General features: G+C 64.6%; 17 protein-coding genes. 9 read left to right on the forward strand and 8 right to left on the reverse strand.

Going from position 1 to position 22,434, the window contains the following annotated elements; translation table 11 throughout:
• Nucleotides 1-169: 169 nt before the first annotated feature.
• Nucleotides 170-811, reverse strand: a complete 642-nt coding sequence (gene yihA, locus AC1VWL_RS10440; RefSeq protein ID WP_481534320.1) for a ribosome biogenesis GTP-binding protein YihA/YsxC — start codon at nt 809-811, stop codon at nt 170-172.
• Between the two features lie 173 nt (nt 812-984).
• Here yihA and AC1VWL_RS10445 point away from each other — a divergent pair, with 173 nt between their 5' ends.
• From AC1VWL_RS10445 to AC1VWL_RS10460, 4 genes are all read left to right on the forward strand, one after another.
• Entirely contained in the window at nt 985-1,770 is a 786-nt protein-coding gene (locus AC1VWL_RS10445; protein WP_482986632.1) for a c-type cytochrome, read from the forward strand.
• Nucleotides 1,771-1,864: 94 nt separating this feature from the next.
• Nucleotides 1,865-2,512: a thiol:disulfide interchange protein DsbA/DsbL gene (locus tag AC1VWL_RS10450; RefSeq protein ID WP_481534321.1), complete on the forward strand. Its 648-nt coding sequence runs from the start codon at nt 1,865-1,867 to the stop codon at nt 2,510-2,512.
• Nucleotides 2,513-2,642: 130 nt separating this feature from the next.
• Complete coding sequence (locus AC1VWL_RS10455) at nt 2,643-3,464, forward strand: thiol:disulfide interchange protein DsbA/DsbL (RefSeq protein ID WP_482986633.1); 822 nt, start codon at nt 2,643-2,645, stop codon at nt 3,462-3,464.
• A 71-nt stretch (nt 3,465-3,535) separates the two neighbouring features.
• Nucleotides 3,536-4,273, forward strand: coding sequence for an endonuclease/exonuclease/phosphatase family protein (locus AC1VWL_RS10460; protein ID WP_482986644.1), 738 nt, complete (start codon nt 3,536-3,538; stop codon nt 4,271-4,273).
• Between the two features lie 8 nt (nt 4,274-4,281).
• Here the strand turns inward: AC1VWL_RS10460 and AC1VWL_RS10465 are convergent, their stop codons facing one another.
• Nucleotides 4,282-5,157 (reverse strand): EamA family transporter, encoded by an 876-nt coding sequence (locus tag AC1VWL_RS10465; RefSeq protein ID WP_296248467.1) that lies wholly within the window; start codon nt 5,155-5,157, stop codon nt 4,282-4,284.
• A gap of 162 nt (nt 5,158-5,319) precedes the next feature.
• Nucleotides 5,320-5,730, reverse strand: a complete 411-nt coding sequence (locus AC1VWL_RS10470; protein ID WP_482986634.1) for an ExbD/TolR family protein — start codon at nt 5,728-5,730, stop codon at nt 5,320-5,322.
• A gap of 178 nt (nt 5,731-5,908) precedes the next feature.
• Between AC1VWL_RS10470 and AC1VWL_RS10475 the strand changes: the two genes are divergently transcribed.
• Nucleotides 5,909-7,855 (forward strand): transglycosylase SLT domain-containing protein, encoded by a 1,947-nt coding sequence (locus tag AC1VWL_RS10475; protein WP_482986635.1) that lies wholly within the window; start codon nt 5,909-5,911, stop codon nt 7,853-7,855.
• 469 nt (nt 7,856-8,324) lie between these two features.
• Entirely contained in the window at nt 8,325-9,545 is a 1,221-nt protein-coding gene (locus AC1VWL_RS10480) for a multifunctional CCA addition/repair protein (protein ID WP_482986636.1), read from the forward strand.
• Nucleotides 9,546-9,713: 168 nt separating this feature from the next.
• On the opposite strand, the gene AC1VWL_RS10485 is transcribed toward AC1VWL_RS10480, so the two are convergent.
• Genes AC1VWL_RS10485 through AC1VWL_RS10505 form a run of 5 tightly spaced genes read right to left on the reverse strand, consistent with a single transcriptional unit; the run spans nt 9,714 to nt 15,391 of the window.
• Nucleotides 9,714-10,781, reverse strand: coding sequence for an acyltransferase family protein (locus tag AC1VWL_RS10485; protein ID WP_482986637.1), 1,068 nt, complete (start codon nt 10,779-10,781; stop codon nt 9,714-9,716).
• 23 nt (nt 10,782-10,804) lie between these two features.
• Nucleotides 10,805-11,947 carry an N-acetylglucosamine-6-phosphate deacetylase gene (nagA, locus tag AC1VWL_RS10490; protein WP_482986638.1) on the reverse strand — a complete coding sequence of 381 codons (1,143 nt, stop codon included), beginning with the start codon at nt 11,945-11,947 and terminating at the stop codon, nt 10,805-10,807.
• The gene (locus AC1VWL_RS10495; RefSeq protein WP_482986639.1) at nt 11,947-12,975 is read right to left on the reverse strand and encodes an SIS domain-containing protein; all 1,029 of its coding nucleotides are present in this window, start codon (nt 12,973-12,975) and stop codon (nt 11,947-11,949) included. The genes nagA and AC1VWL_RS10495 overlap by 1 nt, the downstream gene beginning before the upstream one ends.
• A gap of 6 nt (nt 12,976-12,981) precedes the next feature.
• Nucleotides 12,982-14,058 (reverse strand): LacI family DNA-binding transcriptional regulator, encoded by a 1,077-nt coding sequence (locus AC1VWL_RS10500; RefSeq protein WP_057627176.1) that lies wholly within the window; start codon nt 14,056-14,058, stop codon nt 12,982-12,984.
• 43 nt (nt 14,059-14,101) lie between these two features.
• On the reverse strand, nt 14,102-15,391 hold the full coding sequence (locus AC1VWL_RS10505; RefSeq protein ID WP_482986640.1) for a sugar MFS transporter: 1,290 nt from the start codon (nt 15,389-15,391) through the stop codon (nt 14,102-14,104).
• A 370-nt stretch (nt 15,392-15,761) separates the two neighbouring features.
• Between AC1VWL_RS10505 and AC1VWL_RS10510 the strand changes: the two genes are divergently transcribed.
• The 3 genes from AC1VWL_RS10510 to AC1VWL_RS10520 all read left to right on the forward strand — a co-directional run bounded on the left by AC1VWL_RS10510 (nt 15,762) and on the right by AC1VWL_RS10520 (nt 22,148).
• Nucleotides 15,762-16,781 (forward strand): glucokinase family protein, encoded by a 1,020-nt coding sequence (locus AC1VWL_RS10510; RefSeq protein WP_481534330.1) that lies wholly within the window; start codon nt 15,762-15,764, stop codon nt 16,779-16,781.
• Between the two features lie 93 nt (nt 16,782-16,874).
• Nucleotides 16,875-19,532 carry a TonB-dependent receptor gene (locus AC1VWL_RS10515; RefSeq protein ID WP_482986641.1) on the forward strand — a complete coding sequence of 886 codons (2,658 nt, stop codon included), beginning with the start codon at nt 16,875-16,877 and terminating at the stop codon, nt 19,530-19,532.
• Nucleotides 19,533-19,838: 306 nt separating this feature from the next.
• The gene (locus tag AC1VWL_RS10520) at nt 19,839-22,148 is read left to right on the forward strand and encodes a beta-N-acetylhexosaminidase (RefSeq protein ID WP_482986642.1); all 2,310 of its coding nucleotides are present in this window, start codon (nt 19,839-19,841) and stop codon (nt 22,146-22,148) included.
• Nucleotides 22,149-22,434 lie beyond the last annotated feature (286 nt).

The following is a 22,434-nucleotide window of genomic DNA, read 5'->3' on the forward strand; positions in this document are numbered from 1 at the left end:
TTTGGCTTTGGCTTTGGCAACAACCAAAAAACCACAAAACAAAAACGCCGCCCTGACAAGGCGGCGTTTGTTCTGCGGTGGATACTGACAGAGCATCAGCTTCGCGGCTTACGCCGCTCCCACAATCCGAGCATCTTGGGCTTCGCGGCTTACGCCGCTCCTACAAGGCTTACGCCACTCCTGCATCCTCTGCACCGTCAGCTGCCGGCGGATTAAGGCCCAGCCAGCCACCGATGATGCCGCGCGCTTCGTCCACGCCCTGGCGCGATTCGCCGGAGAAGGTCTGCACGCTGACCGTGTCACCGAAAACCGAGTGCAGTTCCTTGCGCACCTTCTGCAGGGTCTGCATCTGCTGGCCACGGCCGAGCTTGTCAGCCTTGGTCAGCAGCGCATGCGCCGGCAGGCCCCGCTGTACCGCATACCCCAGCATCTGCCGGTCGTAGTCCTTCAGCGGATGACGGATATCCATCACCACTACCAGGCCCTTGAGGGCATTACGGGTGCGGAAGTACTGGTCGATGAAGGCCTGCCAGTGCGCCTGCAGGTCCAGCGGCACCTTGGCGTAGCCGTAGCCGGGCAGATCGACCAGGTGCGCCTCGGGGGTTACCTCGAAGAACACCAGCTGCTGGGTGCGGCCAGGGGTCTTGGAGACGCGGGCCAGTGAATTTTGGCGGGTCAGCGCGTTGAGCGCGCTGGACTTGCCGGCGTTGGAGCGACCGGCAAATGCCACTTCGGCCCCCAGATCCGGCGGCAACTGCCGGGAATTGTGGGCGGAAAGGTGGTAACGGGCGCGTTCGATGAGCAATGACATAGGCATAGGATCGCATGTTGCGACGCCGCGCGTCGGCCTGGCCGCTGTCCCGGGACCACCGACCCGGCCGATTTTGCTGCACTGCTGCGTTGACCGTGCCGCAAAACGCCGTTGATAATCCGGGCGATGCCGGCGGAAAGCCCCGCCCGGCCCGGTCCACACGGAGCTTCAGCATGCGCCATGCTCGTGTTCTTGCCGTTGCAGCACTGGTAGTCCCCGTAATTGCCGCCGTCGCCTTTGCCCAGAGCTCGGTCATCGCCGTGCCGGACAATGCGCCTGTACAGACCGCTTCGCTGGAAATCGACTTCAGCAAGACCAAGCCCGGTGATGCCAAGGTCGGCGAGGCCAAAGCGTCCACCTGTGCGGCCTGCCACGGCGCCGACGGCAACTCCGCCGTGGAGATCTACCCGCGCCTGGCCGGGCAGAGCGAGCGTTATATCGCCAAGGAAACAGCCCTGATCGCCAGTGGCCAGCGCACCGAAGGCGCAGTCGCCGCGATGCTGCCGTTCGTACAGGGGCTTACCCCGCAGGACATGCGCGATATCGGCGCCTTCTTCGCCACCCAGAAGTCCGGTGCCGGTGTGGCCGATGACGCCGTGGTCAGCGACGGCCCGTACCAGGGGATGAAGTTCTTCGAAGTCGGCCAGAAGCTCTACCGTGGCGGTGACGCCAGCCGCAACATCCCGGCCTGCATCGCCTGCCATGGTCCGACCGGCGCTGGTAACCCGGGCCCAGCCTATCCGCATATCGGCGGCCAACATGCCGGCTACGTCGCGCAACGTCTGCAGCGCTACCAGTCTGGCCAGACCGGCGAGGCCGATGCCGCACAGTTCAAGATCATGGCCCAGATCAGCCACGCGCTGACCGGACAGGAGATCCAGGCGCTAGCCAGTTACGTCCAAGGCCTGCATGATCGAGCCAACGATGCCGCGGTAGCCACCGCCGCCGCGCAACCCTGATACCCGCCGGTCGCTCCGGCGACCCGGCAACTGCCTCACGCAGACACGCCGGCCGCAAGGTCGGCGTCTGTTTTTCCAACGGAGACTCCCCACGATGAAGTTGTTCCCCCGACTGTTGCTGATGCTGCTGGCAATAGCCCCACTCTCGGCCTGTGCCGCCGCCCCTGCCGCGCTGGTCGAAGGCGATGACTATGAAGTGATCGCCGAGCCGGGTCCGTTTGCGCCGCTGGCCGGCAAGATCGAGGTCGTCGAGGTATTTGGTTACACCTGCCCGCACTGCGCCCACTTCGAGCCGCAGTTGGAGGCATGGGTGGCCAAGCAGCCGGCCGACGTGCGCTTCACCCCGGTGCCGGCGGCGTTTGGCGGTTACTGGGATTCCTACGCGCGTGCCTTCTATGCCGCCGAACAGGTCGGCGTACGCCAGCGCAGCCATGCCGACGTGTTCAAGGCGCTGCATGTGCAGGGCAGCCTGCCAGCACAGAATGTCACGCCCGACGAACTGGCAACCTTCTATGCCCAGTACGGCGTGCAGCCACAGCGCTTTATCGAAGCGCTGCGCAGCCAGCAGGTGGATGACAAGGTCAAGTACGCCCGCGCCTTCGCCATGCGGGTCAAGGTCACCGGTACGCCGATGCTGATCGTCAACGGCAAGTACCTGGTCAAGGGCAGGACGTTTGACGACACCCTGCGCATCGCCGCTGCCCTGGTGGCCCGCGAACGCACTGGCGCCAGCCGCCGCTGAAACCTCCGCTGAAGCCCGGCTGAGCCGGGTCACCTGTTCAGCCGAATACGCACATAATGCGTCCCTGCGCGCGTCGGTTGCAGCCCATCTGCCCGGCGCCCCAAACACACCCTGCTGGAGATCCCTCCCGATGAAGATCCGCTTCGCCCTGGCCCTGACTGCCCTGTTGCCGCTGATGGTTGCCTGCAAGGCCCAGGACGGCACTGCTGATACCACCGCTCCGGCAGCCCCGGCCGCAACCGAGGCCGCTCCGGCAGCCGCCACCCCGGCCCCGGCCGCTGAAGGTGCAAGCCCTGAAGGTGCCACCGCTGCCCCGGCTGCCACCGACGCCGCTCCGGCAGCCCCGGTCCCGGCGCAGGCCCGCCTGGTCGGCCCGGAGCCGGTTGCCGGCACCGACTACGTCGCCATCGAAGGTGGCCAGCCGTTCCAGCCGGCCACCGGCAAGGTCGAAGTCACCGAGATCTTCGGCTACGTCTGCCCGGCCTGCGCCCGCTTCCAGCCGCTGATCAGCTCGTGGAAGGCTGGCCTGCCCTCGGACGTGAACTTCGTCTACGTACCGGCCGCCTTCGGCGGTATCTGGGATAACTACGCACGTGCCTTCTACGCCGCCGAGACCCTGGGCGTGCAGGAAAAGACCCACGACGCGCTGTACACCGCCATCCACATCGAGCAGACCCTGAAGGGCGAGCGCGGCACCGATTCGGTGCAGGACATCGCCAACTTCTACGGCAAGTACGGCGTCGACCCCAAGACCTTCGCCGACACCATGGGCAGCTTCGGCGTCGCCGCCAAGGTCAACCGCGGCAAGCAGTTCGCCCAGCGCAGCAAGATCACCGGTACCCCGTCGCTGATCATCAACGGCAAGTACCTGGTCAAGGGCAAGGGCTATGAAGACATGCTTCGCATTGCCGACCACCTGATCGCGCGCGAACGCGCCGCCAACGCCAAGTGAGGTATCAAGGGCCTCGGTAACGAGGCCCTTGAGTTCGACCCGTCGTGAAATCCCCCACCCAGACATTGCGATTGCTGACCGCCAACATCCAGGCCGGCTCCAGCACCCGCCGCTACAGCGACTATGTGACCCGCAGCTGGTCACATGCGTTGCCTGCCGGCCAGAAGCGCTCCAGCCTTGACGCGATCGCCAAGCTGGCCAGCGGCCGTGACATCGTCGGCCTGCAGGAGGCCGATCCGGGCAGCCTGCGCTCGGGCTTCACCAACCAGACCCATTACCTGGCCGAACGCGCGGGCTTCAACTATTGGGCGCACCAGCCCAACCGGCGCATGGGCGGCGTCGCCTCCAGCGCCAATGGCCTGCTGAGCCGGCTTGAGCCGGTGGAAGTTCAGGACCACGCCCTGCCCGGCCGCATCGGTGGCCGCGGCCTGCTGGTCGCCCGCTATGGCGATGGCGACGAAGGCCTGACCGTGGCGGTGGCGCATCTATCGCTGGGTACCGGCTCGCGCCTGTCGCAGTTGGACTTCATTTCCGATGTGCTGGCTGATCATCCCAACGCGGTATTGATGGGTGACTTCAACTGCAAGGCGGATCGCCCGGAGATGCGCGTGCTGTACCACAAGACCCGGCTGCAACCGCCGAGCTGCCTGGTACCGACCTTCCCCAGCTGGGGTCCGGACCGCGCCATCGACCACATCCTGATTTCCGACAACCTGAAGATGCTCGACACCCGCGCCGTTCCCGCCGCGCACTCGGACCATCTGGCCGTTGAAATGGAAGTCGAAGTCCCCGCCAACAGCCTGCGCTGAGCGCAGGCTCAGCCGGCCACCGCGGCTGGCGGTGGTCGCCGCCGCGCGGTCAAGGTACTGCCCGCCGAAGCCAACACCGTGCAGCCGATCGCCAGCCACTGCAGGCCGGTCAGATGCTCGTGCAGCAACAGCAATGCCCACAGCGCCGCCACGGCCGGCTCCATGCTGATCAGGATGCCGAAGGTCTCCTTGGGCAGGCGCTTGAGCGCCATCATTTCCAGCGACATCGGGATCGCACTGGACACCACCGCCACCAGGAAACCGGCCAGCAGGATCTTCGGCTCCAGCAGCGCCATGCCAGCATGCGCAACGCCGACCGGCACCACCACCAGCGATGCCGCCAGCAAGCCCAATGACACACTGTGGCCCGCATGCAGATGGCCGGCACGCTTGCCGAAGATGATGTACAACGCCCAGCACAGCGCGGCACCCAGGGCATACAGCACGCCGATTGGATCCAAGGCCTGGCCACCATCGAGTGGCAACAGCAGCACCAGCCCAACCAGCGCACAACCGACCCAGACGAAATCAATCGGCCGCCGCGAGGAGAACATCGCCACCGCCAGCGGGCCGGTGAACTCGATGGCAACGGCAATCCCAAACGGGATCGTGCGCAGCGCCATGTAGAACAGCAGGTTCATCAGCCCCAGCGTCAACCCGTAGCGCAGGATCGCCGCGCCATCGGCGCGACTGGTATGCCAGCGCCATGGCCGCCACAGCAGCAACAGGAACAGCGCCGAAAAACCCACGCGCAACGCGCTGGTGCCTTGCGCGCCAATGATGGGAAACAGGTTTTTGGCGTAGGACGTGCCGATCGACAACGAGGTCACCGAGCCCAGCACCGCCAGCACCGGCAACAGCGATGCGAATCGGGAATTTTGCATCCCGCTAGTGTATTCGGCCGCTGCTGCAAACGCTTGGGCGAAATGGCGATGGGCGGCAGATCCGATGATGTCGCCGGACCTGCGTGGCGGTGCGGCCACCATCACCGCCCGACAGGCATCAACCTTCACATCGGCTGGTTGATGCCTGCCATGCGCGGCACGCTACTGGATGAAGGCAATACGCTGCATGTGCGTGTTGTTGGCCGCCGCCAACACCTTGGCCATCACCTGATACTGCGCATCCGGCGAGGCGTCGATGCGCAGCTCGGGCTGGTTGCCCTCATGCAGATCGGCCTGTGCCTGCAGCCGCGCCTGCAAATCGCCTATCGCCAGCAACTCGCCGTTCCAGAAGAGCTGGTCGGATGCATCCACCCGCAACGCTATCGGCGGTGGCGGCTCGACACGCTGCACGATCTTGTCGGTTCGTTGTGGCAGATCCACCGGGATCGGCACCGCCACCATCGGCGCGGTCACGATGAAGATGATCAACAACACCAACATCACGTCGACCAATGGGGTCACGTTGATATCGGCCAGTGGACGCCCGCTATTGCCTGCTGCACTGAATGCCATTCCAGTTCCCCCAGGGCGAGGCCGGCTGCCTCGCCACCGAAGCTACGCTTGCTTCCGGGGGTTTCCAGCGATGCCGCGACTTCTGTTCAGCTTCCATTTGCACGGAAGGGGCGCGCTTGTTCATGTGCGGGTTGGGCTGCTGCTCTGCCGTTGACGCTGCGGCCGTTATCCTTCCGCCATGAATAAAATCTTCCTGCTGCCTCTGGCCACCCTCGCCGCGCTGCTCAGCGCCTGCGTCCAGGCCCAGAACCTGGACGCACAACGCACCGCGATGCGCACCGCCATCGACAATGCCGAGCGCGGGCAGTTCGATGCCAACGCCGCCGCGCCGCTGCGCGACCACCCGCTGTACGGCTGGCTGGAGTTCAGCGCCCTGCGTCGCAACATCGACACGTTGCCGACCACGCAGGCGCAGGATTTCCTCAAGCGCTACCAGGGCCAGGCCGTGGCCGAGAGCTTCCGTTCGGCCTGGTTGCCCGCCCTCGCCCGCCGCCAGGACTGGCCGACCCTGCTGGCCAACTGGAAAACCAGCAACGATCCCGGCCTGCGCTGTGCCGAGCTCAACGCACGCCAGGCAACAGGCAGGGCCGATGCGCAATGGACCAGCGACGCCCAGTCCGTCTGGCGCAGCGCCGGCAAGTCGCTGCCCGATGGCTGCGACCCGGTGTTTGCGGTACTCGCCAGCCGCGGCGACCTGACCCCGGCGCTGCGCTGGGAACGCATCGACGCTGCCGCCGATGCGCAGCAACCGGCGGTGATGCGTGCCGCCGCACGTGGCCTGCCAGCCGCCGAGCTGGCCCAGGCCAATGACTACGCAGCCTTCGTCGACAAGCCCGACGCGCGCGCCCTGAACTGGCCGAAGAACGAACGCAGCCGTCGCATCGCCGTCGACGGCCTGCAGAAGCTGGCCAAGGCCGACCCCGACGCCGCCGAGCTGCAGCTGCCGCAATACGCCCAGGCACTCGCCCTCAACGCCGAGCAGCAAGGCAAGGTGCTGTATGAGATTGCGCTGTGGACGGTGGCTTCCTATCTGCCGGATTCAGCGCGGCGTTTGGCCGCCGTGCCCGAGTCGGCCTATGACGAACGCCTGCACGAATGGCGCACCCGCGAAGCGATGGCACGTGGCGATTGGCCGGCAGCACTGACCGCCATCCGCAAGATGCCGGCCAGCCAGCGCAACGACTCACGCTGGCGCTGGTTCGAGGCCCGCCTGCTGGAGAAGACCGGCAAGCCGGCCGAGGCCACCGCGCTGTACCGCGCCGCCTCGGCCGAACCGACCTTCCACGGCTTCCTGGCCGCCGACAAGCTCAAGCAGCCCTACAACCTGTGCCCGTGGAATCCGGGCGACAGCGCAGCAGCAAAGACCGCTGTTGCCCGTGACCCGGCGCTGGTACGCGCAATCGAGCTGTTCAAGATCGAACGCCCAAGCTGGGCCGCGCGCGAATGGGCCGAGGCCTTGTCGCGTTTCGACGACAGCCAGCGCCGTCTCGCCGTGGAAGTAGCCAGCAAAAACGGTTGGTTTGACCGCGCAGTGTTTGCATTGAAAGGCCCGCAGGAGTTGCGCCTGTACAACCTGCGCTTCCCGCTGCACCACGACGACACGATCCGCCGCGAAGCCGCCCGCAATGCGCTGGACCCGGCCTGGATTGCGGCGGAAATCCGCGCCGAGAGCATCTTCAATCCAAATGCACGTTCGCCGGCCAACGCCATGGGCCTGATGCAGGTATTGCCCGCCACCGGCGCCAGCGTGGCCAAGAGCATTGGTTTGAGCGGCTATGGCGGTGCGTCCAGCCTGTATGACTCGGATACCAACATCGCCATCGGTACCGCCTATCTGCGCCAGCTGATGGACAAGTACAACGGCCTGCCCTACGTCACCATCGCCGCCTACAACGCCGGCCCCACCCCGACCGCACGCTGGCAGAGTCAACGCCCGAACTACGACCCGGATTTCTGGATCGAGACCATCAGCTACAAGGAAACCCGCGAGTACGTGGCGCGCGTGCTGGCCTTCAGCGTGATCTACGACTGGCGCCTCAACAACAACGCCCTGACCCTGAGCGACCGCATGGTCGGCAAGACCCAAGGCGCGCGCAAAGCCTTCAGCTGCCAACAAGCCCCGTAACACCTCTAGTGCCGAGCCATGCTCGGCACTATCGCTTCAGCCCCTCTCCCGCTAGCGGGAGAGGGGTTGGGGTGAGGGCAGCTTTTTCGCTTGCAAAGCCCCTGCCGAGCATGGCTCGGCACTACCGCTGCTGCCCCCTTCCCTTTCGCGCAGCGAAGGGGAGGGTTGGGGAGGGGTTGGCTTTTGAGGCCTTCCTGCATCGCCAGCTTCGCGGCTTACGCCGCTCCTACAAGAACATGCATGGCCGGTAACGCCCCTTGCCGAGCATGGCTCGGCACTACCGCTTCTGCCCCCTCCCTTTCGCGCAGCGAAGGGGAGGGTTGGGGAGGGGTTGGCTCTTGCGGCCTTCAAGCATTGTCAGCTTCGCGGCTTACGCCGCTCCCACAACACTGGGTATTGCTGGTGACGCCCCTGCCGAGCATGGCTCGGCACGACATGGCCGACGCCCCATCCGCCTTATCATGGCCGCATGAAGACTTATCTCGTCGGCGGCGCTGTCCGCGATTCCCTGCTCGGCCTGCAGGCCGGTGACCGTGACTGGGTGGTCGTCGGTGCCACGCAAGCACAGATGGAAGCGGACGGCTTCAAGGCCGTGGGCAAGGATTTCCCGGTCTTCCTGCATCCGCTGACCGGCGAGGAACACGCGCTGGCGCGCACCGAGCGCAAATCCGGCCGCGGTTATCGCGGCTTCGTGGTGGATGCCGATCCCTCGGTGACGCTGGAAGAAGACCTGCAGCGCCGCGACTTCACCATCAATGCCATTGCCCGCGACGAAGAAACCGGCGAACTGGTCGATCCCTGGGGCGGTGTACGCGATATCGAGCAGCGCGTACTGCGCCATGTCGGCCCGGCCTTTGTCGAAGACCCGTTGCGGGTGCTGCGTGCGGCACGCTTCATGGCCCGCTTCGCCCCCTTGGGATTCACCCTGGCACCGGAAACCGCCGCATTGATGCGCGATATGGCAGCCAGCGGTGAACTCGATGCCTTGGTGCCGGAACGCATCTGGCAGGAACTGCGGCGCAGCCTGACCATGAAACAACCCTCCGCCTTCCTGCGCTGCCTGCACGATACCGGTGCGTTGGCAGTGATCCTGCCGGAGGTGGACGCGCTGTACGGCGTACCGCAACGCGCCGAGTTCCACCCGGAAGTGGATACCGGCGTGCACCAGGAAATGGTCAGTGACATGGCTGCACAGCTGGCACCGGGCGATGACCTGATCGGGTTCGCCGCGCTCACCCACGATCTTGGCAAGGCATTGACTCCAACCGACGAACTGCCGCGCCACATCATGCACGAGCAGCGCGGCCTGAAGCCGCTGGCCAAGCTCTGCGAACGCCTGAAGATTCCGCTCGATCATCGTCAACTGGCCGAAGCGGTCTGCCGCGAACACCTCAACGTGCATCGCATCGACGAACTGCGCGACGCCACCGTGCTGGAGCTGATCCAACGCTGCGACGGTTTCCGTCGCCCCGAACGCATCGCACAGATGGCCCTGGTCTGCGAATGCGACAAGCGCGGACGGCTCGGCTTCGAGGACAGTGACTACCCACAGCGCGCAACCCTGCAGCGCCTGCATGCGGCTGCACTGGCAATCAATGCACGCGATATCGCCACTGAAGGCCTGCAAGGCCCCGCCATCGGTGAAGCCTTGAAGAAGGCGCGGATCAAGGCAATCAGCGCGGCGCGGTGATTGCCTCAGGCACCAAGAAATTCTGGAGCTGCTTGTAGGAGCGGCGTAAGCCGCGAAGCCGAAAATGCAAAAGACACCGCTGGATTGTGCAACTGCAATTTCTTCTGTTGGCCATGTATCACCAGCTTCGCGGCTTACGCCGCTCCTACAAGCCAAGAATCAGCCACTTCAGATCTTCAGATAGATCTTGCGGCGGTCCATCCACGCCATCGGCAACCACCAGATCGCCACGAAGCTCAGGGCCATCACCAGCGAGGCGAACTGTGCGCCGCCCAACGGGGTCAGCCAGCGGTTGAACAGGTGTTCCCACAGCCAGCCCCAGCTGCCGGTGGCCATCATCGCCAGCACCATCGCCGAGGAACCGGCATAAGCGGTGATCGCGTTGACACCGAAGCGGCGCCCCAGCGCGGGCCACTGCCGGCAGTCGATCAGGATGTGCGCCAGCCACAGGCCCGCAAATGCCCAGCCGCCGGTCCACAGCACATACGACGAGGTCCACAGGTTCTTGTTCAAGGGCAGCCACTGCGCCCACAGGCCGCCGGCAATCAACAGCAACACCGCAGCAGGCAGCAATCGCCATGGACGTTGCCGCAGCAAGGCACCGGCACGCAGGCCGAGCAAGGTCGAAGCCAATGCGCCCAGCGTGGACATCAGCCCTTCCGGATCATGGCCATGGCCGGTCGCCGGGTCATATTGATACAGCAGCGCGCCGAACAACGAAGTATCCACGCGGCTGCTCAGATTGAGCCAGGGCTCCAGCGAGCCACCTGCCACCAACAGCGCAGCGTAGCCGGTCAACAACACGCCAATGCATAGCCACTGCAAGCGCGGCTTCAACCAGATCGCCGCCATGCCAGCAGCAGCGAAGCACAGGCCAATGCGTTGCAGCACACCCCATGGCCGGTAGTGCGCCAGATCCAACCACCACCAGGCGACAAAGTGCAGCAGCAGGCCCAGACCGAGGATACGACCGGCGCGGATCAATACCGTGCGCGTCAATGCACCACGATCAGCGCCCTGCTCCACCCGCGGCACGACGCCCAGCGCGATGGACACGCCGACGATCACCAGGAAGAACGGAAACACCAGATCGGTCGGCGTGCAGCCGTTCCATTCCGAATGCAGCAGCGGCGCGTAGACATGGCTCCAGCTGCCGGGGTTGTTGACCAGCAGCATGGCCGCGACGGTGATGCCGCGCAGGGCATCCACCGAGGCATAACGGATGGCTTTATTCATGGGCACTACTCACAGACCGAAGCTCAGTCGCGCTGACCGGCAATCCAGGTTGCCTGCACCTGCAGATCGGCGTCCAGCAATACGAAATCGGCCTGGTAGCCGGCCGCGATATGTCCGTAACGATCATCCAGGCCAAGGAACTGCGCCGGATAGGTCGACGCCATGCGCGAAGCTTCGGCCAGCGAGAGACCCAGCAGGCCGACCGTATTGCGCACGGCGGTGATCATGTCCAAGGCAGAACCGGCCAGAGCACCCGCAGCGTTGCGGACCACCCCATCAACGGCGGTGATGGTTTCGCCGTACAACTCGAACGCCGGGTTGTCCGAGCCCACCATCGGCATTGCATCGGTGACCAGGAACACCTTGCCGCGCGGCTTGGCCGCCAGCGCCACGCGCAGGCTGGCCGGGTGTACGTGCACGCCATCGACGATCACGCCACACCAGCTGTCGGCATCTTCCAGTGCCGCACCCACTGCACCGGGATCACGCCCCTGCAGCGGCGACATCGCGTTGTAGAGATGGGTGAAGCCAGTGATGCCAGCGTCCAGACCGACACGGATCTCGTCATAGGTACCGGCGGTATGACCGGCAGCAACGATGGCGCCATTGGCGACCATCTGCTGGATCGTTGCCAGCGGTACGCGCTCGGGTGCCAGGGTAATCAACGTGACACCGTTGTCCAGCGCCGTCGCCATGCGCACTTCATCGGCATCCGGCACGCGGAACTTGCCCGCATCGTGCGTGCCCTTGCGCGCCGGTGCGATATACGGGCCTTCCAGATGGATGCCGAGCACGCCCGGCACCTTGCTGGCGATTGCCTCGCGCGTGGCCTGCACCGCGCGCGCCATTACCTCGGCATCGTCACTGATCAGGGTCGGCAGCATGCCGGTGGTGCCGTAGCGGCGATGCCCGGCCACCATCGTGCGCAGTGCATCGACGTCGGTCTGGTTGTTGAACAATGCACCGCCGCCGCCATTGACCTGGGCGTCGATGAAGCCGGGCAGCAGCCAGCCGCCGCCCAGGTCTACCTGCGCGTCGGCCGCGGCAACGGCCGGGTCGTCACTGGAAACGACCGCAGTGATGCGGCCGTCTTCGATCAATACCGCGACATCGTCACGGAAGTTCTCGCCGGCAAGTACCCGGCCATTGCGCAGCGCGGTTTTCATCAGACCGTTTCCGTCACCTTGTTGAGGTGCGGCGGCAGGTCCGGGTTGTTGCCACGGCGCAGCGCCAGTGCGTTGATCGCGCGGTAGAAGCTCTGGATGGTCAGCAGCGGTGCGCACAGCGGATGCGGAGCAGATGCGGTCGGCAGGTTGCCGCCCTCGCCGGTCAGCCATACCTGCGCGCCGCGCGCGGCGAATTCTTCGGCCACGGCACGGGTGCCGGCGCCGGTTTCGTCCGGCTGGGCGAAGGCAAGCACCGGGAAATCGCGGCCAACCAGCGCCATCGGCCCGTGCTTCACTTCCGCCGAGCTATAACCTTCGGCGTGCAGGCCGCAGGTTTCCTTGAACTTCAGCGCGGCTTCCTGCGCAGCAGCCAGGCCCGGGCCACGGCCAAGCACGAACAGGTTGTGCGCATCGACCAGACCGTCGGTCACCGCCGTCCAATCGCAGGCCCATGCTTCGGACATCGCGGCCGGCAAGGCATCCAGCGCGGCGATCAGTGCCGGATCGTTCTTCCAGTACGCACCCAGCTGCAGGATCGCAGCCAGCGACGCCAGGTAGCTCTTGGTCGCGGCGACACTGCGCTCGACGCCGGCGCCCAGCGGGATGACGGTTTCGGCCAGCAATGCCAGCGGCGAATCCTCGACATTGACCAGTGCCACCACACGCGCGCCGGCAGCCTTGGCGGCCTCGGCGTTGCGCAGCAGATCCGGGCTCTTGCCCGACTGTGAGATCACGATATACAGCGCGCCACGCAGCTGCAGCGGCGCTTCATAGACCGAGCCCACCGACGGCGACGCCGACGCGGTCACCAGGCCGAGCTGGGTCTCGAACAGGTACTTGGCATAGGTAGCCGCGTGATCGGAACTGCCACGGGCGCAGGTGACAACGAACGGTGGCGGGTTCTGGCGCAGGTCTGCGGCCAGGGCCTGCACCACGTCGCGGTTGCGTGCGAACTGGGCGGCGATGACAGAGGCGCTTTCCGCGGCCTCGTTGAACATCAAGGTTTCGGTTTCACTCGGCAGTGCCATGGATCGTTACTCGGAGAGGTCGGGGGGAGATGACGGAGGTCGCGACGGCTGCTGGCGCAGCGGTGCGGTGGAGCCACGTACCACCAGCTGCGGTACGAAGCCCTGGTTCTGCAGCTGTGCCGGGCTGTCTTCGTAGGCATCGGTGCGCAGCTGGCTGATCAGCAAACGCGCGGCATGGCGGGCGATGTCGCCGGTGGCCTGCTTGGCGGTGGTCAGTGCCGGCCACGACTGGCGCGAGAACGGGCTGTCCTCGAAACCGGCGATGGACAGGTCGTAAGGCACGTTCAAGCCGGCCGAATTGGCTGCGGCCAACACGCCAGCGGCGATTTCGTCGTTGGAGCCGAAGATGGCGGTAGGTGGTTCACGCAGCGCCAGCAGGCGGCGCGCACCACGGAAGCCATCGTCAAAGGTGTAGTCGCCCGGGATCACCAGGTGCTTGTCCAGCGGGATGCCGTAATCCTTCAGCGCCGCTTCGTAGCCGGCGTAGCGCTCGCCGCTGGAACGGTGCGAGGTGCCGCCCCACAGGAAGCCGATGCGCTGGTGGCCAAGCTGGATCAGGTGCTCGGTGATCTCGTAGGCGGCATCGCGGTCATCGACGAACACGCAGGGGCCATCGCCCGGGTCCTCGGTGGCGGCGATGATGCGCACGGTCTTGATGCCGCGTGCATTGAGTGCGGCCACCAGTTCCGGGCGCTCGGACATCGGTGCGGTCAGCACCAGTCCGGCCAGGCGCGAACGCTGCACCCAGTCGGCCAGTTCCTCGGCCAGCATCGGCGAGGTCGAATCGCAGGGATGGATCTGCAGGCCGAAACCGGTCTCGCGGCAGGCCGACAACACGCCGTTCTGTACCCCGATGATGTGGTACGGATTGGGGTTGTCGTACACCAGCCCGATCACGAAGGTGGTGTTGCTGCGCAGGTTGCGCGCGGACGGATCGGGCTCATAGTCCAGCTCGGCCACCGCGCGCAGTACGCGCGCGCGGGTGGCCTGCATCACCGAAGGCTCGTTGTTGATCACCCGCGAGACGGTCTTCAAAGAGACCTTGGCACGCTCGGCGACATCCTTGATGGTGGGTCTACGCATTACCGGTTCCCGCGTTGGCTCGATTGCCGCCATGATGCTTGATTCAGGCGCCACGTGCCTTGCCCGCGTTATGACCTACGGTGCCGAAGTACAGGATGTACAGGTAGCAGGGGATCATCAATGCGGCAAACACCAGCTGGAAGTGTTCCGGGTACGCGTGCTTGAGCAGGGCAAACGCCTGCGGGATGATCGCGCCGCCGGCAATACCCATCACCAGCAGGGCCGAACCGATCTGGGTGAAACGGCCCAGGCCGCGGATCGCCAGCGGGAAGATCGCCGGCCACATCATCGCGTTGGCGAAGCCCAGCGCGGCAACGAAGCCCACCGACACATAGCCGTGGGTGAAGTACGCGCCCAGGGTGAAGACCACGCCCAGCACCGCCGACACCGCCAGGTACTTCTCCTGCGAGATGAAGCGCGGGATCACCAACAGGCCGATCACGTAGCCCACCAGCATCGCGAACAGGGTGTAGGAGGTGAACAGCTTGGTCTGGTCCAGCGGCAGGCCGAAGGCATTGCCATAGGTACCGATGGCGTCACCGGCCATCACTTCCACGCCGACGTAGACGAACAGACACATCACGCCCAGCCACAGGTGTGGGAACTGGAAGATGCTGCGCTTGGCGGCCTTGCCGTCATTGGCCACGGCATTGGCCTGGTCCGGCTGCACTTCCGGCAGCGGCGAGAACAGCACGCCGACTGCAACCAGCAGCAGCACACCGGCAATCACCATATAGGGTGTGTGGATCTTGGCGGCGAAGCTGTTGAGCAGGTCGGCCTTGGTTGCGGCGTCGGCCGCCTGCACCTGGCTTTCCAGGTCACCAATGCCGTGCAGCACGAAGGTACCGATCACCACCGGCGCGATGATGCCGGCGATCTTGTTGCAGATGCCCATCAGCGCGATGCGCTGCGCGGCGCCTTCGATCGGGCCGAGGATGCTGATATAGGGATTGACCGCAGTCTGCAGCAGGGCCATGCCGCCGCCGATGACGAACAGGCCGGCGAGCGCACCGCCGAACCATCGCTGCGTGGCGAACTCACCGAAGCCCATCGCACCAACCGCCATCACCGCCAGACTGAGCGCCAGGCCTTTCTTCATGCCGGTGCGACCGAGGATCCAGGACGCAGGCAAGGCCAGGAAGAAGTAAGACAGGTAGAACACCATCAGTACCAGGAAGGCTGATACCTCGTTCACGTCGAAGGCCAGCTTGACGAAGGTGATCAACGGGCCGTTGATCCAGGTACAGAAGCCGATGATGAAGAACAGCACGCCGACGATGGCGATGGACGACGCCATGCTGGTACGCGGCGTCGAGACGGGAACAGCAGACATGGGCAAAGCTCCTGCGGATGCGGGAGACGGATCGAGGCCGTCCGGCGACTTACGTGGGAACAACGTTGTCACATTTATGGTTTGCTGCGGACAAGTTTGTCAACAACGCAGCTTCGCAGGGTTATTCCGGCAGCTCATCAGGAATGTCCCATAAGCCCGTAAGGATCAGGCTTTTGGCAGAAAACCCTGCAAGTTAAGCCACTGCACGCTATCGGATGCAACAAATGCAGGCGGCGCAAGGTTTGCGCAGACACGCTGCGGCGCAGCATCGAAAGTTTCAATTATTCGTTGACATCGTTGTCAGAACGATTACAGACTCGCCCCCCAATGGTGCCCCTCCGGGCGCTCCGCCTCGCCATAGGGAAACCGAGTGACAGCTGTCGTCCCCCCACTGCAGACCACCCGCCTCGACCCCGCCTCCCGGCCCTTCTTCGCCGCCGACGTGGGTGGCACGCACGTCCGCGTCGGCCTGATCCGGGCCGCGGCAGCAAACGACCCGTCGATCGACGTACTGTCCTATCGCAAGTACCGCTGCGCGGACTATCCCAGCCTCAGCGCGATCCTGTCCGACTTCGCCAGCCATAACCCACCGGTCGAGCATTGCGTGATCGCCACCGCCGGCTACGCGCTGCCGGACGGCACTGTGATCTCGGCCAACCTGCCGTGGCCGCTGTCGTCCACCCGCATCCGCGATGACCTCGGGTTTGCTGGCGTGCATCTGGTCAACGACTTCGAAGCGGTCGCGCATGCCGCCGGCCATATCAGTGCCAGCCAGGTCCTGCAGTTGACCGGCCCGGCCGAAGCCGAGCGCGGCCCGACCCTGGTGATCGGCCCGGGCACCGGCCTGGGCGCCGCCGTGTGGATCCCGGTCGGCAACCGCTCGGTGGTCCTGGCGACCGAAGCCGGCCAGGCCTCGCTGGCAGCCACGACCGAACTGGAAATGGCGGTGCTGCAGCAGATGCTGCAGGACCGTCCACATGTATCGATCGAACAGGCACTGTCCGGCCCCGGCCTGCTCAACCTGTACAACGCGCTATGCGCGGTGCGCGGCGTCACGCCGGTGCACACCACCCCCGATGCCGTCAGCGCCGCCGCCTGCGATGGCAGTGATCCGCTGGCCGTGGAAACCCTGCAGCTGTTCTGCGGAATCCTCGGCTCGACCATCGGTGACATGGCCCTGCTCTACGGCGTGCAGGGCGGCATCTATCTGGCTGGCGGCATCCTGCCGAAGATCAGCCAGTTCCTTCTGAACAGCACCTTCGTCGAACGCTTCCTCAACAAGGGGCCGATGCGCAAGGCGTTGCAAAGCATTCCCGTGAAGCTGGTAGAGCACGGGCAACTGGGCGTCATCGGCGCCGCCAGTTGGTATCTGGAAAAGTCGGCCACGTAAGCCTTCAGCAGCATAAGCAACAGATCCACCAGCAGGACCCTGTAGTAACGCGGCACGCAGTGCCAATCAATCTTGATGTTGAGGAGAGACAACATGCATCGCAAGACCCTGCTTTCGGCAGCTATCGTCAGCTGTATTGCTTTCAGCGCACACGCGCAGGAAGCCCCTCAGAACGCCACCGACCTGGACACCGTGACCGTCACCGGTATCCGCGGCTCGATGGAAAAATCGCTGGACACCAAGCGCGAAGCCAACTCGCGCGTTGAAGTGGTTACCGCTGAAGACGTGGGCAAGCTGCCCGCGCACAACGTCGCCGATACCCTGCAGCGCCTGCCGGGCGTCAACATCAGCTCGTCCTCGGCCGACGAAGGCGGCTTCGACGAAGCCGACCGCGTCAGCCTGCGTGGCACCAGCCCGAGCCTGACCCAGACCCTGATCAACGGCCATACCGTTGGTTCGGCTGACTGGTTCGTACTGAGCCAGGGCAGCAACGTCGGCCGCAGCGTCAGCTACACCCTGCTGCCGTCCGAGCTGGTCCGTTCGGTGGAAGTGCACAAGTCCTCGCAGGCCAAGCTGCAGGATGGCGGCACCACCGGCACCGTCAACATCATTACCCGCAAGCCGCTGGAATTCTCCAAGCAGATCACTGCAGAAGCCTCGATCGGCGCAGTGCGCTCGGATGCAGCCGAATCCAATGATCCGCAGCTGTCGGGCCTGTTCAACTACAAGAACGAAGACAACACCTTCGGCGTGATGGTGCAGGCCTTCAGCCAGAAGCGTGAACTGCGCCGCGAAGCCCAGGAAATCCCGTCCGGCTTCTTCCAGATCGGCGCCGACAGCGCCGTTGCCCAGTCCAACCCGGACCTGGCCGGCGTCTACGTCCCCAGCCTGCTCGGTTCGACCCTGTTCGAACAGACCCGTGAGCGCAAGGGCGGCCTGCTCGCACTGCAATTCAAGCCAGCCGACAACCTGACCCTGGGCCTGGAAGGCTTCAGCTCGAAGATGGACGCCAACAACTACAACCGCAACTTCATGCTGTGGGGCGGCAATTTCGCCAACACCCAGGCACCGGATGCGGGTTACGTGGTCAAGGATGGCGTACTGACCAACGCCACCTATTCGGGCAAGCCAGGCACCGACTATGCGGTGTACGACATGATCTACCGCGAAGCCACCGCCAAGAGCAGCTACATCACTGCCGATGCGGACTGGCAGATCAATGATGGCCTGAATGCCAAGTTCCAGGCCGGCAGCACCAAGGGCACCGGCTCGACCCCGCGCCAGTTCATCGCCGAAGTCACCGCAGCCCGCGGTGGTGGTGCCAGCTGGAGCACCCACGGCAATGGTGCACCGATCGACTGGAGCGTCGGCGGCGACATCAGCCCGGCCGGCGTCACCAGCTTTGGCACCTGGGGTAACCAGGAAGTCACCGCTGAAGACAAGGAGAAGTGGTTCACCGCCGACTTCAGCCAGTACTTCGATGTCGGCACGCTCAGCTCGTTGGACTTCGGCCTGCGTTATGCCGACCACAAGCGCGAAGCGCTGTCGCCGGAAGGAGCAACCCCCGGCAACATCTGGGACACCCTGAAGAACGGCGCCACCGCCAATTTCCCGGGTGGCTTTGCCGGCGGCATCGGCGGCAACTTCCCGCGCGACCTGTGGTACTTCACCCCGGCCGCATTGAAGGAGGCGATCCTCAAAAACTCCACCTGGTTGTCGAACAATGACGGCCCGAACGGCCGCCACAACTACGGCGGCGAGTGGAAGGTTGCCGAGAAGAACTTTGCCGGTTACGTCCAGGCCAACTTCGTTGGCGATCGCTGGAGCGGCAATGTCGGCCTGCGCTACGTCAACATCGACCAGGACATCAACACCTACCAGGCCGTCAGCGATATCGCCAACGCCGATGTAAGCAGCCTGTTCGGCATGTGGAAGGCACTGTCGTTCAACAACAAGCACGACCGCATCCTGCCCAGCGCCAACCTGAAGTTCGACATGAGCGATAACCTCGTGTTCCGCTTCGCCGCGTCGCAGACCCAGACCCTGCCGGACTTCTCGGCACTGGGCGCTTCGTCGTGGGGCTCGGACCTGAGCCGCACCGGTGGCGGTGGCAATCCGAAGTTGAACCCGGTGCTGTCGACCAACTTCGACGCCAACATCGAGTGGTATTTCATGCCGCGCGGCATGTTGTCGGTGGGCGCGTACTCGATGAACCTGAAGGACTACGTGGCCTTCGGCACCGAAACGCAGATGCTGTTCAGCGAACTGACCAACCAGCTGGAGGCCTACCAGGTCGCCGTGCCGGTCAATTCCAACGGCAAGGTCACCGGCCTGGAAGTCGCCTATGAGCAGCCGATCGGCGACAACTTCGGTGTCAATGCCAACTACACCTACGCCGATGGCAGCACCTCGCACACCTGGGCGGACGGCAGCAACAACCTGCTGGGCACCTCGAAGAACACCTACAACGTGGGCGGCTATTTCGAGAACGACACCTTCGGCGCACGCGTCAGCTACACCTACCGTTCGTCGTTCCTGATCGGCCTGAAGGGTGCGAATCCGTACTACCAGGACGACTTCGGCACCTTGTCGCTGTCGCTGAGCTACAAGGCGACGGATTGGCTGAGCGTCAGCTTCGATGCGCTGAACCTCAACAACCCGACCCTGAAGTACTACCAGAGCACGACGATTCCGAGCGCGTTCTACGAGAACGGTCGCCAGTACTACCTGAACTTCCGCTTCAAGTACTGATCGATCCCGGCAGGCAACATCGCCGGTCAGCGTGACCCGCCGGGCCTGGATCATTCCGGGCCCGGTTTTTTTTAGCCTTTGGCGCATTGCCGAGCCATGCTCGGCAATGCCCTTGCCCCATGTAGTGCCGAGCCATGCCCGGCATCGGCTTCGTTCGGCAATGCTTGCGCTGCCGAGCATGGCCCGGCGCTACAGCAACAGCAACAGCAACAGCAACAGCAACATCCTGCCGAGCTTGGCTCGGCACTACACAAGATCAATGCGGCACTACACACTGCCGCCCAAGCACAGACAGGAGCTCCGCCCATGACGAAGTCCTTCCACAAGCGCAGCCGCGCGCCGTGGCTCAGCAGCTGCGTATTGCTGGGCATGTCCGCCCTGCAGGTACAGGCCGCCGACACCACCTCCGCCCCTTCGCTTGTCCCCCTGCCCGCCAGCTACCAGGCTGACGGCGGCAAGGACTTCGTGCTGCAGAGTTCCGCCCGCGTCGGCGGCAACGACGAGGCCGCGCGCCGCGCCGCCGCGCAGTTCGTGACCCTGCTCAAGCAGAACGGCGGCCCGACCCTCACCGTGGCCGACAACGCCAGCAAGGCGCAGATCCGCTTCCGCCTCGATCCTTCGGCACTCAACACCGCCGAAGGCTACGCATTGAAGGTTTCCAACACCGGCATCGACATCAGCGCCGGTGATGATGTCGGCCTGTTCTACGGCGCGGTCACCGCCGCGCAGCTGCTGACCGGCAATACGCCAGGCCATGTCGCCGCCGCCACCATCAATGACACCCCGCGCTTCCCATGGCGTGGCTTCATGCTCGACTCGGCACGTCACTTCCAGAGCATGGACGAGATCAAGAAGCTGCTCGATGCGATGGCGCAGCACAAGCTCAATACCTTCCATTGGCACCTGACTGATGATCAAGGCTGGCGCATGGAGATCAAGCGCTATCCGAAACTGACCGAAGTCGGCAGCTGCCGCGTGCCGCTGGGTGATGCCGGCATCAATGCCGCCACCGGCGAAGCGCGCCAGTACTGCGGCTACTACACGCAGGAGCAGATCCGCGAAATCATCGCCTACGCCGCCGAACGCCACATCCAGGTGATCCCGGAAATCGACGTGCCCGGCCATGCCACCGCCGCCATCGTCGCCTACCCGGAGCTTGGCACCACCGAACAGAAGCTGGTCATCGACAACCAGTGGGGCGTGTTCCCGAACCTGTTCAACACCGAGGAAGCCACCTTCCAGTTCCTGGAGAACGTGCTGGAAGAAGTGATCCAGATGTTTCCGTCCAAGTACGTGCACGTCGGCGGTGACGAAGCGGTCAAGGACCAGTGGATCGCCTCCAAGCGCGTGCAGGAGCGCATGCGCGAACTCGGCGCCAAGGATGAAATGGAAATGCAGAGCCATATCATCAAGCGCCTGGAGAAGTTCCTGGAGCAGCACGACCGCCGCCTGATCGGCTGGGATGAAATCCTCGAAGGCGGCCTGCCGCCGGAAGCCACGGTGATGTCCTGGCGTGGCACCGAGGGCGGGCTCAAGGCCGCCAGCGAAGGCCACGACGTGGTGATGTCGCCGGTCAGCCACATGTACATGGACTACCTGCAGACCGAGTCGCCGAACGAGCCGCCGGGCCGCCCGGCCACCATCACCCTGCAGAAGGCCTACGAGTTCGAACCGGTACCGGCCGAGCTCGCTGCCGACAAGCGCTCGCACATCCTTGGCCTGCAGGCCAACATGTTCAACGAGCACACCCGCAACAACCAGAACCTGGAGCACAACCTGTTCCCGCGCCTGGCTGCGGTCGCCGAGACCGGTTGGAGCCCGCAGGACAAGCGCAACTTCGGCAATTTCCTGCAGCGCCTGCCGCAGCAGCTGCAGCGCTACCAGGCGATGAACATCGCCTATGCGAAGACGCCGTTCCAGGTCGACATGATCGACAAGGGTGAGCACCGCACTGGCGCGGTGCAGGTGAGCCTGAACAATCCACTGGGCTACCCGGTGCATTACACGCTGGATGGCAGCCCGGTCACCGCCAGCTCGCCGCTGTACGCGCAACCACTGCAGTTGAAGGTGCCGCTGCAGGTACAGACCGCCGCGTTCTTTGATGGCAAGCCCCTGGCCAGCGTCAACACCTTCAAGCTTGACGCTGCTTCGTTGCTGGTCCGCGAAGACACCCAGCTGGGCCTGTGCCCGAATGGCGGCAAGCTGTTGCTGCGCCTGGAAGATGACGGCCCGGCAGAAGGCGAGCGCGAAGTGTTCAACGTCAACATCTTCAACCCGTGCTGGTTGTGGAGTGATGTCGACCTGTCGGACATCAGCCGCATCAAGGTGCGTGCAGGCCGCATTCCGTACAACTTCCAGCTGGCCCATGACGAGCCGTCGCGCAAGTTCGCGCCGGCGCGCACTGCCCATGGCGAAATGGAGATCCTGGCCAACTGCGAAGGCAAGCCACTGGCCTCGGTAGCACTGCCGGCCGAACCGAACGCCGACGGTTTCCTCGAGCTGGACGCCAGCATCACCGCCCCCGCAGCACGCGGCGACCTGTGCGTGCGCTTCACCGGCGACACCCGCCCCAACATGTGGACGCTGGACTGGATCAAGCTCGAACCGGGCAAGTAATCCACACAGCGGTTTGATGCAAGCACAAGGCCACCGCATGCGGTGGCCTTCTGCCGTTTGGCGAGATGAGATTCCGGTAGCTGTTGATGCGAGCCTTTTTGCAGGAGCGGCGTCAGCCGCGAAGCCACAGATGCAACCGCCTGCATATTCCTTGCTCGCCGGCCAACTGCATGTGCGTTTTCATCCGGGCGACGCGATGGCTCTCGCTTCATTGCTGTCAGCTTCGCGGCTTACGCCGCTCCTACAACGACACGCGCTCCGCCCTCTCCTGACCGAAGGTTGTGGG

It is taken from the genome of Stenotrophomonas sp. STEN063 (assembly GCF_056854515.1).

Coding starts and splice junctions, on each gene's coding strand:
- yihA (WP_481534320.1), bottom strand. CDS start 811: ATGTCATTGCTCATCGAACGCGCCCGTTACCACCTTTCCGCCCACAAT.
- AC1VWL_RS10445 (WP_482986632.1), top strand. CDS start 985: ATGCGCCATGCTCGTGTTCTTGCCGTTGCAGCACTGGTAGTCCCCGTA.
- AC1VWL_RS10450 (WP_481534321.1), top strand. CDS start 1,865: ATGAAGTTGTTCCCCCGACTGTTGCTGATGCTGCTGGCAATAGCCCCA.
- AC1VWL_RS10455 (WP_482986633.1), top strand. CDS start 2,643: ATGAAGATCCGCTTCGCCCTGGCCCTGACTGCCCTGTTGCCGCTGATG.
- AC1VWL_RS10465 (WP_296248467.1), bottom strand. CDS start 5,157: ATGCAAAATTCCCGATTCGCATCGCTGTTGCCGGTGCTGGCGGTGCTG.
- AC1VWL_RS10470 (WP_482986634.1), bottom strand. CDS start 5,730: ATGGCATTCAGTGCAGCAGGCAATAGCGGGCGTCCACTGGCCGATATC.
- AC1VWL_RS10475 (WP_482986635.1), top strand. CDS start 5,909: ATGAATAAAATCTTCCTGCTGCCTCTGGCCACCCTCGCCGCGCTGCTC.
- AC1VWL_RS10480 (WP_482986636.1), top strand. CDS start 8,325: ATGAAGACTTATCTCGTCGGCGGCGCTGTCCGCGATTCCCTGCTCGGC.
- AC1VWL_RS10485 (WP_482986637.1), bottom strand. CDS start 10,781: ATGAATAAAGCCATCCGTTATGCCTCGGTGGATGCCCTGCGCGGCATC.
- nagA (WP_482986638.1), bottom strand. CDS start 11,947: ATGAAAACCGCGCTGCGCAATGGCCGGGTACTTGCCGGCGAGAACTTC.
- AC1VWL_RS10495 (WP_482986639.1), bottom strand. CDS start 12,975: ATGGCACTGCCGAGTGAAACCGAAACCTTGATGTTCAACGAGGCCGCG.
- AC1VWL_RS10500 (WP_057627176.1), bottom strand. CDS start 14,058: ATGCGTAGACCCACCATCAAGGATGTCGCCGAGCGTGCCAAGGTCTCT.
- AC1VWL_RS10505 (WP_482986640.1), bottom strand. CDS start 15,391: ATGTCTGCTGTTCCCGTCTCGACGCCGCGTACCAGCATGGCGTCGTCC.
- AC1VWL_RS10515 (WP_482986641.1), top strand. CDS start 16,875: ATGCATCGCAAGACCCTGCTTTCGGCAGCTATCGTCAGCTGTATTGCT.
- AC1VWL_RS10520 (WP_482986642.1), top strand. CDS start 19,839: ATGACGAAGTCCTTCCACAAGCGCAGCCGCGCGCCGTGGCTCAGCAGC.